This window comes from Lentzea pudingi (assembly GCF_014646255.1).
Taxonomy (GTDB): Bacteria; Actinomycetota; Actinomycetes; order Mycobacteriales; family Pseudonocardiaceae; genus Lentzea; species Lentzea pudingi.
Genome location: NZ_BMNC01000003.1, coordinates 73,472 through 89,722, shown reverse-complemented (window position 1 = coordinate 89,722; position 16,251 = coordinate 73,472). Strand labels below are relative to the sequence as shown.

Sequence of the window (16,251 nt, the reverse complement as noted above, 5' to 3'; positions counted from 1 at the left end):
ATGGTGCCGTGGTGGTGTTCGAGTGCGTGGCGTGCGGTGCGGCGCTGACCGTTCCGTTGAGGCAGGTCGACCGGCCCGACCACGAGCACTACGAGTGGGCGAACAGCACCGAGTTCACGCCGTCGCTCCTGCCACCGGGCACTTACGCCGCACAGGGGGACCCTCTCGTCGGTCCCGGTGACGTGCGTGGCCTGTCCTGGGTGGACGAACACCCCGAGGGCTGGTGCTGCGGGGTGGACGGACTCGACCCGAACCTCGCGTGTGCGTGCGGGCAGCCGGTCGCGACGCGCGTGGACGACTGTTCGCGCTGGCAGGTGGTGCGGTTCGTGCCCGGTGCCGTGCGGGCTGCCGGTGAGCCGGAGCCGGTGCGGGCCTGGGAGGCGGACGACTGGGACAGCGCGCCGCTGACCGACAGCGAGCTGTGGTGGCCCCGGCGTGTGGGGATCGCTGCCGGGGTCGCTCTCGCCCGCGTGCTGCTCGCGGCTGGGGACGCGCGTGTGGTGGCCGCGGCCGGGCCGGTCGCCGACCTGTTCCGGAGCCACCTCGACGCGCACGTGGCCAACCCCCTCCCGAGCCACCTCGACGCGCGGACACCGCCAAACGCCCCCTCCAGAACCCTGGCGCCGGCCGGACCGAGCCGGCACGCCTCCTCCAGAACCCTGGCGCCGGCCGGACCGAGCCGGCGCGCGCCCTCGAGAACTCTCGCGCTGGCCGGACCGGGCCGGCCCGCCCAAACCGATCTCCTGCTGGTGCCCCGCCACCCCCAGACCGGCGAGCCGTGGCCCGCGCCCGGGACGGTCGTGCCGATCTCGGCCGAGCTGTGGCGGTGGCTCGCGAACGACGCTCCGGCGCCTCTGCCGCGGACCGGCGGCCAGTGGGAGCCCTACTTCCGCCACGACCCGCTGCCGGCCCGTCCGAAAGAACTCTGGCTCGACACCGGTGCCGCCCGGCGTGAGATGTCGAAACGGCGGACCTAGCTTCGACGTAGGTGTGGAAGGACGACCGCACACCACGGAGGAATGATCATGACCGGACGCCCGCCCGTCACCGACCTCGCCACCTGGCAGCAGGCCCGGGACGCGCTGCTGGTCCGCGAGAAGGCCCACACCCGCGAGGGCGACGCGATCGCGGCCGAACGCCGGAAGCTGCCGATGGTCGAGTTCGACGGGAAGGTCGAGGTCGTCGGCGCCGGCGGGCCCGTGCCGTTCGTCGACCTCTTCCAAGGCCGCGACGAGCTCGTCGTCTACAAGCACATGTGGTGGGACGGCGCGCCGCACCAGGGGCAGTGCGAGGGCTGCACGCACGTGCCGTGGCACTTCGACAACGCCGCCTACCTCAACGCGCGCGGGGTGTCGTTCGCGATGCTGACCACCGGCGAGTGGGACGAGGTGGCGCCGTTCGTCGAGTTCATGGGCTACACGCAGCCCTGGTACTCGGTGCGCGGGGCGGACGGTCCCGCCGGCGGCGAGATGGGGTACCTGACCAGTTACCTGCGGGACGGCGACCGCACGTTCCTCACCTACTCCACGACCGGGCGCGGCTGTGAGCGCGTCAACGGGTCGCTGAACTTGCTCGACATGACCGTGCGCGGGCGCGGTGAGGCGTGGGAGCGGCACCCCGAAGGCTGGCCGGAGGCACGGCCGGCGGGCTGGTTCTGGCGGACGAACGCGGACGGCGAGTCGAGCTGGGGCGAGGACAGCAGGCCCGTGCCGCAGTGGACCCGGCCGGGGGCGGGGGCCGTCGAGACCCTGGGCAGGCAGGGCCACTGCCACTGATCAGCGCGGTCTGGTCGCGGTGGCGAGGACGCGGCGCTTCCGGTCGAAGCCGGCCAGGACGCTCCGCGCCTCCTGCTGCATCGAGACCATCGCGGGGTCGTCGGGCGCGTCGGTGGCGAGGGCCTCCTCCCACATCCGCTTCTCCTGCTCGCGCCAGGCGGGACGGTCGGTCACCTCGACGTCGGTGAACCCGGCGTCGGGGAGCTGGCGGGCGAGGTCGAGCTCGCGGATGCGGCGCCAGACCCGTTCGTCCTGCGGGTCGGCCGGCTGCCAGCAGGTGATGGCCAGCCGGCCGCCGGGCCGCAGGACGCGCAGGCACTCCCGCAGCGCGTCCGGCTTGGACTCGGCGAACTGCATCGCGTCGACGACGAGCACAGCGTCCACAGAGGAGCTGCTCAGGCCGGTGGCGGTGAGCGTGCCGACGCGGAAGTCACCGCCGCCGCTGCTCCGCCTGGCCTGCTCGACGGCCACGGCGGAGAAGTCCACCCCGACCAACCGGCACCCGGTGCGGCGCGCGATCTCCAGGCCGTAGCCACCACGGCCGCAGGCCAGGTCCAGCAGCACGCGGCCCTGGCCCAGGCGCAACGCCGCCACGACCTCGTCGAGGCCGGTCCCGCCGAGCAGGCTGGTCGAGTCGAGGTCCGGCGGGAGGCCGAGCGTCCGCCGCACCAGGTCGTCGGCCAGCGGCGACGCGGCCCGATCGGCGTACCAGCGGTCGAAGTCCTCAGCGCTCGTCACGGCGCAGACACTGCCAGAGCGGGTGGCGACCGCGCGCGGGGGTTGATCGGCGAGCTCGTGCTCGACGTCACAGACCCGTTTCTCCGGGGAACAACGCCGTCCGCCGGCCGGAGGGCCGAATGTGCGGGGACGACCCGGGATCCGGACCTGTCACCGGACCCGCCGGACAGGAGTTCGATCTATTTGGGAGGATCGCTCCCAGCGCGTTCGTCCGTGCCGGACACGTCCAGGCGCACGGACACAGCGCGAAGGTTGACGCTCCGTACCGTTTCGAACGCCCTCCGCACCGCCCGCACCGGTTCTGATCGACATCTGGACCAAAGTATGACGGCGCGTTAGGCCCAGGGATGACGCGTGCGGGCGGCAGCGTCGTTATTGTCCGTTCCGATGGACATCATCAGCTCGTAACCCTTTTTCCGCCGAAGGGCAGCCGCGTCATGTGGGAAGTTCTGCAGTCAGCGACCGACGTCCGGTCGCGCGTGACCGAGTGGATGGGGAAGCGGTTCCTCGCGCACCTCAGCAAGACCGGGTTCGACCTCGAGTCGTCCTGGTTCGTCCCCTCGCGCGTGCTCGCCCCGCTGCGGCGCAACGGCTTGGACCCGGTGCCGGAGCTGGCGCGGATGCAGGCCCACGGGCCGGTGACACGGCTGCCGCTCCCGGTCACGGTGTGGCTGGTGACGGGGTACGAGGCGTCCAAGCAGGTGCTGGTGGACTCCGAGGCGTTCAGCAACGACTTCGGCCACCTGCGCGAGCTGGGGCTGTTCTCCGACGAGGCACCGGGCGGGCTCGGGTTCAGCGACCCGCCGGAGCACACGCGGCTGCGCAAGGTGCTGACGCCGGAGTTCACCATGCGGCGGCTCTCCCGGCTGGTGCCGCGGATCGAGCAGATCGTGGCGGACCAGCTCGACCTGATGTCCATGAAGGACGGTCCCGTCGACCTCGTCGAGCACTTCGCGATGACGGTCCCCGCGCTCACGATCTGCGAGCTGCTGGGTGTGCCCGCGAGTGAGCGCGAGGAGTTCCAGCGGCGCAGCGTCTCGCGGTTCGACCTGGGCGGTGCGGCCACGACGTCGTTGTCGGCCGTGTCCGAGTCGATCGTCTACTTCCGCGAGCTCGTGCAGGCCCAGCGGCGCAACCCGACCGACGGGCTGCTCGGTGAGCTCGTCCGCAAGCACGGCGACGACCTGGGCGACGACGAGCTGGCGGGCCTCGCCGACGGACTGCTGACCGGCGGGTTCGAGACGACGGCGAGCATGATCTCGCTCGGCGCGCTCGCCATGCTGCGCGACCCCGGCCTGCGCGAGCAGGCGCTCGGTGACGAGAAGGCCGTGAACGGGCTGGTCGACGAGCTGCTGCGGCACCTCAGCGTCGTGTCGGTGGCGTTCCTGCGGATCGCGCGGCACGACATCGAGGTCGCCGGGACGAAGATCAAGGCGGGCGACATCGTGGCGTGCTCGCTGTCCCAGGCGAACCGCGACCCGAGCGCGTACCCGAGCCCGGACGTGATCGTGCCGGAGCGGGCGGCGGGCCAGCACCTCGCGTTCGGCTACGGCGCGCACCGCTGCATCGGCGCCGAGCTCGCGAAGATGGAGCTGCGGATCGCCTACCCCGCCCTGGTCAAGCGGTTCCCGGAGATGCGCCTCGCGGTCGCGCCGGGCGACCTGTCGTTCCGCAAGCTCTCGATCGTCTACGGCCTGCATTCGATGCCGATGCACCTCGGCACGCAGCCCAGCCCGATCCAGCAGGTTCTTTAGCGGAGGCGCGTGGGGGATGGCCTGATACACCCAACTTTTTCCCGTTGGGGTTGAGGGGTCATCCCTCATGCCTTCGTGCTCGCGATCGAACAGTCTTTGCCTACCAACGCATTCCGCGAACGGAAGGTAGAGACCATGATCCGCCAGGCCATCATCGCCGCCGCCACCCTCTCGACCATCGCCCTGCCGGCCGTGGCCGCTGCGGACCCGATCATCGGCCAGCCGGTGCCGTGCGTGAAGGTCGCCGACCTCGCGGGTGCCGACTTCTCGGTGAAGCAGTGCGGCGTCAGCGACGTCGACCAGTACCGCGCCGGTCTGGAGAACAACGGTGGCTCCTACTGCGGGCCGTCGTCGCTGTACAACGTGCTGCACCACTGGGCGCACGACCGCAACGCGCCGGTCGGGTGGCTGACCACGAAGGTCAAGAACCTCGACCCGAACGACCCCGCCGACTTCGGCGTGATCACCAACTCGATCGGGCGGATCGGGGTCGACGCGAAGTACACGAGCAAGGGCACGAAGCTCAGCAACCTGCGGACCGCGTGGACCATCGCCACCAAGCCCGCCCGTGACGCCGGGTGGAGCACCGCCACCGAGGGCATCAGCCCGCACGGCAACGCGGACTTCGGCGGCGACATGGCGAAGAAGCTGGCCCGAGGCCCGTTGCAGGTGCTCTACGGCCGCTACTCGGCCGGCCCGCAGAACAGCCTGCAGCGCGGTGGCGGACACCTCGTCACGCTGACGGCGGTCGAGGGGTCGTTCGGTGGCAACACCGTGCAGGTCCGCTACACCGACCCGGCCAAGGCGGCCGACCACGGCGTGGGTGACTACCTGAAGACCCAGTCCTCGACCGCGACGGTCAACGCGACGCTGACGAAGAGGTCCGTCTACGAGTACATCCCGGTGACCGACAACCCGGACACCGACACCGACGAGAGCCTCACGCCGGGCACCTACCGGACCGTGACCCGCTGGCAGCTCACCACGGCGGGCTCGACGTCGACCACCACGGTGCTGGTGGAGGGCTTCAACTGGTTCGACATGGCCCCGCCCGTGGGCTGACCCCCCGCACGCGACAAGGCCACCCGGTCTCGGGTGGCCTTTTCGCGTGTTCACTCGCGGGTGCCGATGGCGTCGATGGGTTTGGCGCGCAACGACAACCTGGTGGACACCGCGATCGACACGACGCCGAGCAGCGCGGCCCCGGCGAGTGCGCCCAGGTAGACCTGGATCGGGCCGTCGGGCAGAGGGCTCCCGGTGAGACCGATCGCGAGCATGCCCAGCGGCACCGCCGCCACCAGCGACCCCAGCACCGCGGCCAGTCCGACCGTGAGCAGCGCCTCGGTCCGCATCATCCGGACGATCTGCCGGCGTCCGGTGCCGACGAGGCGCAGCAGGGCGAACTCGCGGCGGCGGGCGGCCGTGGACATCACCAGCGTGTTCGACACCGAGATCGCGACGTACCCGAGGATGACGCCGACCGCGACGAGGTTGAGCAGGAACTGGGTCCGCTCGGCGCTGCGGTCCTGCGCCGCGACCCGCTCGGTCACCTGCAGGCCCGGATAACGGCTGGTCAGTGCGTTGAGCGCGGTGGTGTCAGCCGACTTCACGAGCACCGCGCTGTCCATGCCGGCCCTGGTGTGGGCGCGGGCGTCGGCGGCGGAGAGCACGTAGTCGCCGAACGCGAGGTCGTGGGTGTAGGTCGCGACTACCTTCAGCTTCGCCTGCTGACCGTCGGCGAACCAGAACTCGACCGTGTCGCCGATCTTCTTGTCCTCCCAGGAGGCGTGCGCGTCGCTCAACGCGACCGTGCCGGGCCTGAGGTCGTCGATGGTGCCGGAGACGACGCCGAGGTCGACCAGGCCGCTCGCGGTGGGGTCGAGACCGTTGGCCGGGCGGCTCTGCACCTCGACGGTGTCGCCGGTCTTGCTCGCGGTGATCACCTGGGTGCGCACCAGCGACGTGGCCGTGCCGCCGCCGATCTGCCCGACCACCTCGGCGGGCACGCCCATGACGCCGGTGATCACGTGGTCGGCGGTGATGGACCGCTCGGTCTGCTGCTGCACGGCGGCCGTGAGGGTGGTCTGGCTGTAGAAGTTCACCACCGCGAACCCGATGGCCAGCATCAACGGCGTCACCGCTGCCGCGAGCCTGCGCGAGTTCTTCAGCACGTTCGCTGAGGCCAGATATCCGCTCACGCCGGACTTCGCCAGCGCCGGCGCGATCACCCGGACCGCCGCCCCGATCAGCCGCGGACCGGTGAGCGTCAGGCCGATGATCAGCACCAGCGCCGCCATCACCGACATCGCCGCGCCGAGCTGCCCGCCGAGGAACATCGGCACCACCGTCGCACCCAGCCCGAGCACGAAGAGGCCCCAGCCGATGGCCAGCCGGACCTTGCCGACGTCCCGCTTCTGCACCGCGGCCTCGCCCAGCGCCTCGACGGGGTTGATCGACGACGGCCTGCGCGACGCGCTCCAGGCCGCGAGCCGCGCCGCGCCCACACCGATCAACAGGGCCGCGACCAGCGGAATCGGGCTGATCGAGAGGGCGAAGTCGGCCGGCACCACGCCGATACTCGCGAACGCGGCGCGCAGTCCCTGGCTGACCCCGATGCCGAGCAGGCTGCCGAGCACCCCGGCGATCACCGAGACGACCGTCGTCTCGACGCCGATCAGCCTGCGGATCTGCCGCGGCGTCGCGCCCACGGCCCGGAGCAGGGCGAACTCACGTCGGCGTTGCTCGACGGTCAAAGCGAGGGTGCTGGCCACGACGAAGATCGCGACCAGGACCGCGTACCCGCCGAACGAGCCGGCCAGGATCGCGAGGATCGACTTGGTCTGGCTGACGTCGTCGAACTCGGCGGCGCTGCGGTCGGCGCCTTCAGACACGGTGACGTTGTCGCCGGCGAGGGCGTCCTCGATCCGCTGCGCCGGGGCACCCAGCACGCCGATCGCACTCACGCGGTCGGGGTTCCCGGCGAGTTCGGTCGCCGTGGCCTCGCTGAAGAAGAGGGAGGCCTGGCGTGCTTCCCCGGCCGCCTCGGCGACGCCGGACACGCGGTAGGTCACGGGAGCCGAGCGGGTCATCACCTGCACGTCGGCACCGACGCCGGCCCCCGCCTCGGCCGCGAGACCCGAGTCCAGGACCACCTCGCCCTGCTTCGGCTGGTTCCCCTCCTTCAACGTGAACGGCGCCAGCACGGCGGAGTCCCAGTTGTGGCCGAAGGACGGCTTGCCGGCGAGGGGCTGCCCGTCCTTCCCGACCACCACGGCCGGGAAGGTCTGCTCGGGAACGGCGCGCGCCCCCGGCACGGCCGCGATCTTCGCGACCAGCGCGGCGGGAAGGGAAGGCTGTTCGGCGGCGTGCTCGAACGCCATCACGTCGCCACCGGGTGGCCGCACGGTCCGGTCGGCCGTGACGACCACGTCGGCGGCCGCGTAGCGCTGGGTCGGGACGCCGCCGCGGAACCCGGACTCCATCAGGATCCCGCAGGCCGCGACGAGCGCGGTGCCGCACAGGATGGCGACGAAGGCCCCGATGAACCCGCTGGTGCGGGCCTTGACGGTCTGCCAGGCGAGAGTCAGCACGGCCTACCACTCCCCCAGGTGCGTCATGCGCTCGGCGACCTTCTCCGGCGTCGGCGAGACCAGCTCACCCGCGAGCCGTCCGTCCGCCAGGAACAGCACGCTGTGCGCGGCCGAGGCGGCGACCGGGTCGTGCGTGACCATCAGGACCGTCTGCCCCATGTCGTCCACAATGGACCGCAGCAGGCTCAGCACCTGGTGTGCCGTACGGGAGTCCAGCGCGCCGGTCGGTTCGTCGGCCAGCACGACCTCGGGCCGGGCGACCAGGGCGCGGGCGATCGCGACGCGCTGCTGCTGGCCGCCGGACAGCTCGGCCGGGAGCCGGTCGAGGCGCCCGTCGAGGCCGACGCGGCCGACGATCTCGCGCAGCCAGCCCCGGTCCGCCGCACGGCCCGCGAGGCGCAGCGGCAGCGTGATGTTCTGCTCGACGGTCAGCGACGGCAGCAGGTTGTAGGCCTGGAAGACGAAGCCGATCCGGTCGCGCCGCACCTGCGTCAGCGCGGCCTCCTTCAACCCGCCGAGGTCGGTGTCGCCGAGCAGCACGCGCCCGGACGTCGGCCGGTCCATGCCCGACGCGCAGTGCAGGAAGGTGCTCTTGCCCGAGCCCGACGGCCCCATCACGGCGGTGAACGTGCCCCGCCGGATGGCGACGGTGACCTCGTCCAGCGCGGTGACGGCGCCACCACCCGAGCCGTACACCTTCCGCACCGCCTGCAGCGACAGCGCGTCTGCCCTCATCACGTTCTCCTTGGCTCGCAACGACTTCTGACCAAGAAGTTAGTTCCGCGACCCCGCGGCGATCGATCACGCAGGCTGCCCGGACCGAGGTGGAGCAGGCTCCACCTCCCGCGCGGTTCGTCGGCGGGGACAGATCGCGGAGGCCAGATTCGTCGGCTGCGACGAGGTGTCCGCCGGGGCGCCGAACCTAGCGTTGCCGGTGACCGGAGTCACGTCGACCTGGATGGGGCGCGCGCATGTCGAAGCTCAACGAGATCAACGACTGGCTGCGGGAGAACCTCCCGAGGCTGCTGGCCGAGCACGGGGTGCCGGGCGCGGCGGTGGCCGTCTCCGTCGGCGACGACGTGGCGGAGGCCGCGGCCGGGGTGCTCAACAAGAACACCGGCGTCGAGACGACGACCGACTCGCTGTTCCAGATCGGGTCGATCACCAAGGTCTGGACGACGACGCTCGCGATGCAGCTCGTCGACGAGGACCTGCTGGACCTCGACGCGCCCGTGCGGGACTACCTGCCCGAGTTCGCCATCGCCGACGAGGACGCCGCCGCGCGGATCACGGTGCGGCAGTTGATGAACCACACGTCCGGCTTCGAGGGCGACCTCTTCACCGACACCGGCCGCGGCGACGACTGCGTGGAGAAGTACGTCGCCACGCTGCACGACACGCCCCAGCTCTTCGCGCCCGGCGAGATGTTCAGCTACAACAACGCGGGCTACTGCGTGCTCGGCCGGATCGTCGAGGTCATGCGGGGCAAGTCGTACGACGACTGCCTGCGCGAGCACCTGTTCGCACCGCTCGGCCTGACCCACGCCGCCGCGGACGCCTACGAAGCGATCCTGCACCGCGCCGCAGCCGGGCACCTCACGCACGACGAGGAAACCGGGCCGCAGGTGGCGCCGGTCTGGGCCCTGGTGCGCTCGAACGCACCGGCCGGCTCGATGCTCGCCATGAGCCCGCGCGAACTGCTGAAGTTCGCGCGGATGCACATGAACGACGGTGCCGGCATCCTGTCGCCCGCCAGCGTCACGGCCATGCGGCAGGTCCAGGTGCAGGTGCCCGACCTGGCGTTGATGGGGGACGCGTGGGGGCTGGGCTGGGAGCTGTTCCACTACCCGCAGGCGACGGTCATCGGGCACGACGGCGGCACGATCGGGCAGAACGCCTTCCTGCGGCTGGTTCCCGAGCACGGCGTCGCGGTGGCGTTGCTGACCAACGGCGGCAAGACCGTCGACCTGTACCAGGCGATCTTCCGGCACGTGCTGCGCGAGCTCGCCGGCGTCGAACTGCCCGCGATGCCCGAGCCCGCCACCGAACCGCCGAAGGTCGACGGGGAGCGGTTCACCGGCGTGTACGTCTCGGCGGTCGGCGAGCGCGTGGTCACCCAGGACGGGGACGGCCGGATCTGGATGGAGGTCATCCCGAAGGGGATCATGGCCGAGCTGAGCCCGGAGTCCGCCGGCAAGACCGAGCTGGTGCCGTGGCGCGACGACACGCTCGTCGCCGCCGAACCGGTCATGGGCATCCACATGCCGCACGCGTTCGTCGGTGACGACGGCACCGGACGGGCGCTGTTCCTGCACACCGGCCGTGCGGACCGCAGGGTGGACCGGTGATCGCGGAGGCCTTCGCCGAGGCGGGCGTGGAGGGGTTCGTCCACGCCCGCGAGATCGGGGCGGACGGTCGTGAGTCCGGACTGGGCGCGGACGAGCCGGTGGTGCTGGCGTCGGTGTTCAAGATCCCGGTCGCCGTGGCCTACGCGGCCGAGGTGGCGGCGGGACGGCTCGACGAGACCGAACGGACGCGCGTCACGTCCCGCTACCGCATCGGCGGGATCGGCACCGCGGGGTGTGCCGACGACGTCGAGATGAGCTGGCGCGACCTGGCGCTGTTCATGATGACCATGAGCGACAACGCCGCGACGGATGTCGTCTTCCACCGCGTCGGGCAGGCCGCCGTCGACGCGGTCGTGGCCGGGCTGCCGCGCACCAGGATCCTCGGCTGCTGCGAGGACCTGTTCGCCTCGGTGGTCGCGGACCTCGGCACCGAGGACGTCGAGGAGGCGATGACCGACCCGGTCCTGGTCCCGAAGCTGTCCATTGTGGACCCCGAACGCACCACTTCCTTGACACCGAGGGAGATCACTTCCCTGCTCGACGCCATCTGGACCGACCGCGCGGCCGCACCCGAGGCGTGCGAACGGGTCCGGTCGATCATGGCCCAGCAGATCTGGCCGCACCGGCTCAGCTCGGGCTTCCCCGCCGACGTCCGGGTCGCCGCCAAGACCGGCACGTTGCCGGGCGTCCGCAACGAGGCCGGCGTCGTCACCTACCCGGACGGCCGCGGCTACGCCGTCGCGGTGTTCACCCGCTCGCAGTCGCTCGACCTGCGCGACCCCGCCGCCGACGCGGTGATCGGCCGGGCAGGACGCCTCGCCGTCGACGAGATCCGGAGGACGTCATGAAGCGTGCGGTGGCAGTGCTCGCGGCCGTGGTCCTGGCCGGATGCGGAACGTCGGCCCAGTCCGGCAGCCAGGACCTGGCCGAGGGCAAAACGTTCACGATGTCCATCGGCGCCGATCCGGGGACGCTCGACCCCGCGCTGACGGTGCTGTCAGCGGCACGGCAGGTCGGGCGGTTCCTCTACGGCAGGCTGATCGAGCGCACGTCGAACGGTGACATCGTCGCCGGGCTCGCCGAGAAGTGGGAGGCGACCGTCACGACGGCCACCTTCACGCTGCGCCAGGGCGTCACGTGTGCGGACGGGGCGCCGCTGACCGCCGCGGACGTCGCCGCGAACATCAACTTCGTCGGCGACCCGGCGAACAAGTCGCCGCTCGCCGGACTCCAGGTCGCCCCCGGCACGACGGCGAAGGCGGACGAGGCGACCCGCACCGTCACCGTCACCAGCGGCGCTTCGGACGCGTTCCTGCTGACCAACGCCGGCACGCTGCCGATCGTGTGCGCCAAGGGTTTGAGCGACCGCTCGCTGCTGGCGAAGGGCGAGCAGGGCACGGGCATGTTCAAGATCTCCGAGATCGTGCCCAACGACCACTACACCCTGGAGCGGCGCAAGGACTTCGCGTGGGGACCCGGCGACTGGCAGAAGGACCAGCAGGGTCTCCCGGACAAGGTCGTCGTGCGGGTGATCGCCAACGAGACGACGGCCGTGAACCTCTTCCTGTCCGGTCAGCTCACCGCCGCGACCGTGGCGGGCCCCGACCAGGAACGCCTGCTGGCCCAGAAGCTCGACCACGTCGACAACGCCACCCCGCTCGGCACGCTGTCGTTCAACCAGGCCGACGGGCACCCCGGCAAGGATCCCGCGGTGCGGCGCGCGCTCGTCCAGGCGCTCGACCTCGCGCAGGTCGGCAAGGTGCTGACCAACGGCAAGGGCAGGCCGTCCAAGAGCCTCGTGACGGTGGAACCCCGGCCCTGCACCGGTGACAACGTGGGTCCGAACCTGCCCCCGTTCGACAAGGCGGCCGCCACGGGCGCGCTGGACTCGGCGGGCTGGCGTGCCGGGTCGGACGGCACGCGGGCCAAGGACGGCAAGCAGTTGACGGTGAAGCTGCTCCAGCCGACCGTCCTGGGCCCGACGCTGACGGCGACCGCCGAACTGGTGCAGCAGGCGTGGCAGGGAATCGGTGTGCGCGTGGAGATCGCACCGGTCGACGCCGCCGGCATCAACCAGACGTTGTTCGGCACCGGCGCGTGGGACGCGTCGATGGTGCCGCTGACGTTGTCGCTGCCGAGCCAGTTCGTCCCGTTCGCCTCGGGACCGGTGCCGCCGCAGGGCGTGAACTTCGGCCACATCGACAACGCCGAGTTCACCGCGTCGTCGAAGCAGGCCGCGTCCCTGGCCGGCGCGGAGGGCTGCGAGCACTGGAACAGGGCGGAGGCGGCCCTGGTCCGCGACGCCAGCTTCGTGCCGTACTACGACGCCGTCGTGCCGACGTTCGTGAAGGGCGCGAAGTTCACGATCAGCGACAGCCTCGACCCGACCTCGATCCGGATGCTGGCCTCATGACGGGCTGGGCCCCGTTCGCCCGGCGGCGGGCACTCCGCTTCCTGACCTCGCTGTGGGTGCTCGTGACCGCGGCCTTCCTGATGATCCACCTGATCCCGGGCGACCCGGTCCGCGAGTCCCTGGGCCTCGCCGCGCCACCGGACCTCGTCGCGGCCCGCCGCGCCGCGCTGGGCCTCGACGACCCGTTGCCCGTGCAGTACTGGCACTACCTGAGCGGCCTGTTCCGCGGCGAGTTCGGCACGTCGCTGATCAGCGGCACCCCCGTGGCGTCGCTGATCGGCGACCGCCTGCCCGCCACCGTGCACCTGGCGGTGCTCGCGTTCCTGGTCGTGGTCGCCGTGGCGGTGCCGGTGGGCGTCGGGATGGCGGTGCTGACCAAGGGCGGCCGCCGGCGTGGCGGCGAGCTGGCGTTCACCTCGTCCAGCGTGGTGCTGGCGGCGATCCCGGAGTTCCTGCTCGCGGTGGGGCTCGTGAGCCTCTTCGCGGTGCAGCTCGGGCTGTTCCCCGTCGCGGGCAACGACGCGTCCGGCTCGTGGGTGCTGCCGGTGCTCGCCCTCGCGATCGGCCCGGCCGCGGTGCTCGCCCGGATCGTGCGGGTGGAGCTGCTCTCCGTGCTGGGCAACGACTACGTGCGCACCGCCAGGGCCAAGCGCCTGCCGGCCCGGCTGGTGTACGTGCGGCACGCGCTGCCCAACGCCGTCACGGCGACGCTGACGCTGGGCGGCATGATGCTCGCCGCCCTCGTCGCGGGGACCGTGCTGGTGGAGAACGTGTTCGCGTGGCCAGGGCTCGGGTCGACCATCGTCGGTTCGATCCAGCAGAAGGACTACCCGGCGGTGCAGGGCATCGTGCTGGTGTACGGGGCCGGGGTGCTGCTGGTGAACCTGGTGGTGGACGTGGTGCTGGCGTTGCTCGATCCGCGTTCGACGATCAGGGAGGCGTGATGCGCCCGGTTCAGCGCCCGCTGGGCACGCGGCCCGGCTCCAGGGAAGGCGTGATGCGCCCAGCTCTGCACCCGCGGTCCTCTGTGGACACCCGTGGAGGTCTCGCGCGCCACCCGGCCATCCCACGCTCCCCCGGCACGAACCTCGTCTCCGGGGAGGCCGCGTGCGCCGCCTGACCGTCCTCCGCTCCCCCGTCGGCGCCTCGTCCGCCGTACTCCTCACCGTCCTCGTCGCCCTCGCGATCTTCGCCCCGATCCTCTGGGGTGACCGGGCCGCCGCCATCGACACCGACGCCCTCCAGCAGGGCCCGTCCGCCGGCCACCTGCTCGGCACCGACCAGCTCGGCCGCGACATCTTCTACCGGGTCCTGGTGGCGACCCGCCTCACCATCGGCCTCGCGCTGCTGGCGACCGTCATCGGCGTGACGACGGGGCTGGTGCTCGGTTCGATCCCCTCGGTGCTGCCGAGGTGGGCGGCGAGGATCGTCACGTCCGCGGTCAACATCGCCGTCGCCTTCCCAGGGCTGTTGCTGGCCCTGTTCTTCGCCGTCATCTTCGGCACCGGCACGATCGGGGCGGTGCTGGCCATCGCGTTCGCGATCGCGCCGTCGTTCGCGCGCCTCACCCAGACGCTGACGGCCTCGGTGAGCGGGCGGGACTTCATCGCGGCGGCGAAGGTGTGCGGGGTGGGGCGGTTCCGGCTGCTGACGCGGCACGTCCTGCCCAACATCGCCGAGCCGCTCGTCATCAACGCGACCCTCGCGGCCGGGTCGGCGCTGACCGCGTTCGCCGGGCTGTCGTTCCTGGGGATCGGGGTGCAGGCGCCCTCCTACGACTGGGGGCGGCTGCTCGGCGAGGGCCTCAACCGCATCTACATCTCCCCCGCGCCCGCGCTGGGGCCGGCGATCGCCGTGGTGGTCGCGGGACTCGCGTTCAACCTGTTCGGCGAGGCCGCCGCGGCCGGTCACCGCGACCAGCCGCGAGGTGCGGTGGCCCCGCGACCGCGGGCCGGCGGGCAGGAGCCCGAGGACGGGCTGCTGACCGTGCGGAACCTGCACGTCACGTTCCCCGGTGGCATCACGCCGGTGCGCGGGGTGTCGTTCACCGTCCACAACGGAGAGATGATCGGCGTGGTCGGCGAGTCCGGCTCCGGCAAGAGCCTCACCGCGCTGGCCGTGTCCCGGCTCGTCGAGCATCCCGGCACGGTCACCGCGGACACGTTGCAGTTCAACGGAAAGCCGCTCGAGAAGACTCCCGACCGCGAGCTGGGCACGCGGCTGGCGATGGTGTTCCAGGACCCGATGACGTCGTTCAACCCGACCAAGCGGATCGGGCGGCAGCTCGCCGAGGTGTCCGAGGTGCACCAGGGGTTCACGCGCAAGGCCGCGTTCAACAAGGCGGTCGACCGGCTGAAGGCCGTGCGGATCCCGGATCCGGAACGCCGTGCGAAGCAGTACCCGCACGAGTTCTCCGGGGGCATGCGGCAGCGGGCGATGATCGCGATGGGGCTGATGGGCGAACCGCAGCTGGTGATCGCCGACGAACCCACCACCGCGCTCGACGTCACCGTGCAGAAGGAGGTGCTGAAGCTGCTGGCGCGCATCAGGAAGGACCGCAGTGCCGCGGTGTTGCTGATCAGCCACGACATCACCGTCGTCGCGCAGACCTGTGACCGGGTCCTCGTGATGTACGCGGGCCGGATCGTCGAGGAACTGCCGACCGACGAGCTGTTCACGGCCGCGCGGCACCCGTACACGACGGCACTCCTCAAAGCCGTGCCCGATCTCGACACGGACCGGAACGCGCCGCTCGCGGTCATCCCCGGCCGGCCGCCGGAACCCGGTGAGATCGGCAAGGGCTGCCCGTTCGCACCGCGCTGCCCCCTCGCCACCGACCAGTGCTGGGAAGAAGAACCCGAACTCAGGAGCTTCCAGCCTGGCCACCAGGTCGCGTGCTGGAAGTCCGAGAGCGAACTGGCAGGTGTCCGATGAGCGCACTCGGCTTCACGAACGTCACGGTCCGCTTCGGCCACCACACGGCGGTCGACGACGTCAGCCTCACCGTGCCGTCGGGGCAGGTCGTGGGCCTCGTCGGCGAGTCGGGGTCGGGCAAGTCGACGCTCGCCGCCACCGCCGTCGGCCTGCGCAAGCCCACCAGCGGCCACGTCACGACCGACGGCAGGGTCCAGATGGTGTTCCAGGACCCGTACTCGTCGCTCGACCCGCGGATGACCATCGGGAACTCGATCGCCGAGGCCATGCCGAGGCGCAAGGACAAGAAGGCCGAGGTCGCACGGCTGCTCGAACTGGTGAACCTCGACCCCGGCCGGGCGACCTCCCTGCCGGCGAGGCTCTCCGGCGGGCAACGGCAGCGGGTCGCGCTCGCCAGGGCACTGGCCGGGCAGCCGAGGGTCGTCATCGCCGACGAGATCACGTCCGCGCTCGACGTGTCCGTGCAGGGCGCGGTGCTGAACCTGGTGCGTGACCTGCAACGACAGCTCGGCCTCTCGATGCTGTTCATCTCGCACAACCTCGCCGTCGTGCGGTACGTGAGCGACCGCATCGCGGTCATGAAAGAAGGCAGGATCGTGGAGGAGGGGCCCGCGGAACAGGTGCTCGGGGATCCACGGCACGAGTACACGCGCGAGCTGCTCGCGGCCGCGCCGAGGCGTCACACGAGGCTGGAGGCTT

The 16,251-nt window shown here is 71.5% G+C and carries 13 protein-coding genes and 1 pseudogene; 11 read left to right on the top strand and 3 right to left on the bottom strand.

Annotated elements, in window-relative coordinates; translation table 11 throughout:
* Positions 1 to 8 precede the first annotated feature (8 nt).
* Together IEY88_RS11340 and IEY88_RS11335 are read left to right on the top strand one after the other, a co-directional pair.
* A complete protein-coding gene (locus IEY88_RS11340; protein WP_189154651.1) occupies positions 9 to 977 on the top strand; it encodes a hypothetical protein in 969 nt (322 codons plus the stop codon).
* Between the two features lie 48 nt (positions 978 to 1,025).
* A complete protein-coding gene (locus tag IEY88_RS11335; protein WP_229693281.1) occupies positions 1,026 to 1,775 on the top strand; it encodes a DUF899 family protein in 750 nt (249 codons plus the stop codon).
* Here the strand turns inward: IEY88_RS11335 and IEY88_RS11330 are convergent, their stop codons facing one another.
* Positions 1,776 to 2,513 (bottom strand): class I SAM-dependent methyltransferase, encoded by a 738-nt coding sequence (locus IEY88_RS11330; RefSeq protein WP_189154649.1) that lies wholly within the window; start codon positions 2,511 to 2,513, stop codon positions 1,776 to 1,778.
* 437 nt (positions 2,514 to 2,950) lie between these two features.
* Here IEY88_RS11330 and IEY88_RS11325 point away from each other — a divergent pair, with 437 nt between their 5' ends.
* Complete coding sequence (locus IEY88_RS11325) at positions 2,951 to 4,267, top strand: cytochrome P450 (RefSeq protein WP_189154648.1); 1,317 nt, start codon at positions 2,951 to 2,953, stop codon at positions 4,265 to 4,267.
* Between the two features lie 135 nt (positions 4,268 to 4,402).
* Positions 4,403 to 5,329, top strand: a complete 927-nt coding sequence (locus tag IEY88_RS11320) for a hypothetical protein (RefSeq protein ID WP_189154647.1) — start codon at positions 4,403 to 4,405, stop codon at positions 5,327 to 5,329.
* Positions 5,330 to 5,379: 50 nt separating this feature from the next.
* Here the strand turns inward: IEY88_RS11320 and IEY88_RS11315 are convergent, their stop codons facing one another.
* Both IEY88_RS11315 and IEY88_RS11310 read right to left on the bottom strand, forming a co-directional pair.
* A complete protein-coding gene (locus IEY88_RS11315; protein WP_189154646.1) occupies positions 5,380 to 7,857 on the bottom strand; it encodes an FtsX-like permease family protein in 2,478 nt (825 codons plus the stop codon).
* A gap of 3 nt (positions 7,858 to 7,860) precedes the next feature.
* Complete coding sequence (locus tag IEY88_RS11310; protein WP_189154645.1) at positions 7,861 to 8,592, bottom strand: ABC transporter ATP-binding protein; 732 nt, start codon at positions 8,590 to 8,592, stop codon at positions 7,861 to 7,863.
* Positions 8,593 to 8,828: 236 nt separating this feature from the next.
* Between IEY88_RS11310 and IEY88_RS11305 the strand changes: the two genes are divergently transcribed.
* The 7 genes and pseudogenes from IEY88_RS11305 to IEY88_RS11275 form a co-directional block, all read left to right on the top strand.
* Complete coding sequence (locus tag IEY88_RS11305; RefSeq protein WP_189154644.1) at positions 8,829 to 10,205, top strand: serine hydrolase domain-containing protein; 1,377 nt, start codon at positions 8,829 to 8,831, stop codon at positions 10,203 to 10,205.
* Positions 10,205 to 11,053 (top strand): serine hydrolase, encoded by an 849-nt coding sequence (locus tag IEY88_RS11300; RefSeq protein ID WP_373294091.1) that lies wholly within the window; start codon positions 10,205 to 10,207, stop codon positions 11,051 to 11,053. The genes IEY88_RS11305 and IEY88_RS11300 overlap by 1 nt, the downstream gene beginning before the upstream one ends.
* Positions 11,050 to 12,618 carry an ABC transporter substrate-binding protein gene (locus IEY88_RS11295; RefSeq protein ID WP_189154642.1) on the top strand — a complete coding sequence of 523 codons (1,569 nt, stop codon included), beginning with the start codon at positions 11,050 to 11,052 and terminating at the stop codon, positions 12,616 to 12,618. The genes IEY88_RS11300 and IEY88_RS11295 overlap by 4 nt, the downstream gene beginning before the upstream one ends.
* Positions 12,615 to 13,562, top strand: a complete 948-nt coding sequence (locus IEY88_RS11290; RefSeq protein WP_189154641.1) for an ABC transporter permease — start codon at positions 12,615 to 12,617, stop codon at positions 13,560 to 13,562. Before IEY88_RS11295 ends, IEY88_RS11290 begins: the two co-directional genes overlap by 4 nt.
* Entirely contained in the window at positions 13,562 to 13,738 is a 177-nt protein-coding gene (locus IEY88_RS11285; protein ID WP_189154640.1) for a hypothetical protein, read from the top strand. The genes IEY88_RS11290 and IEY88_RS11285 overlap by 1 nt, the downstream gene beginning before the upstream one ends.
* Entirely contained in the window at positions 13,726 to 15,552 is a 1,827-nt protein-coding gene (locus IEY88_RS11280; protein WP_189154639.1) for a dipeptide/oligopeptide/nickel ABC transporter permease/ATP-binding protein, read from the top strand. The genes IEY88_RS11285 and IEY88_RS11280 overlap by 13 nt, the downstream gene beginning before the upstream one ends.
* Positions 15,549 to 16,244 (top strand): annotated as a pseudogene (locus tag IEY88_RS11275) (ABC transporter ATP-binding protein); the annotation flags it as partial. The gene IEY88_RS11280 and the pseudogene IEY88_RS11275, both read left to right, overlap by 4 nt.
* Positions 16,245 to 16,251: the final 7 nt, after the last annotated feature.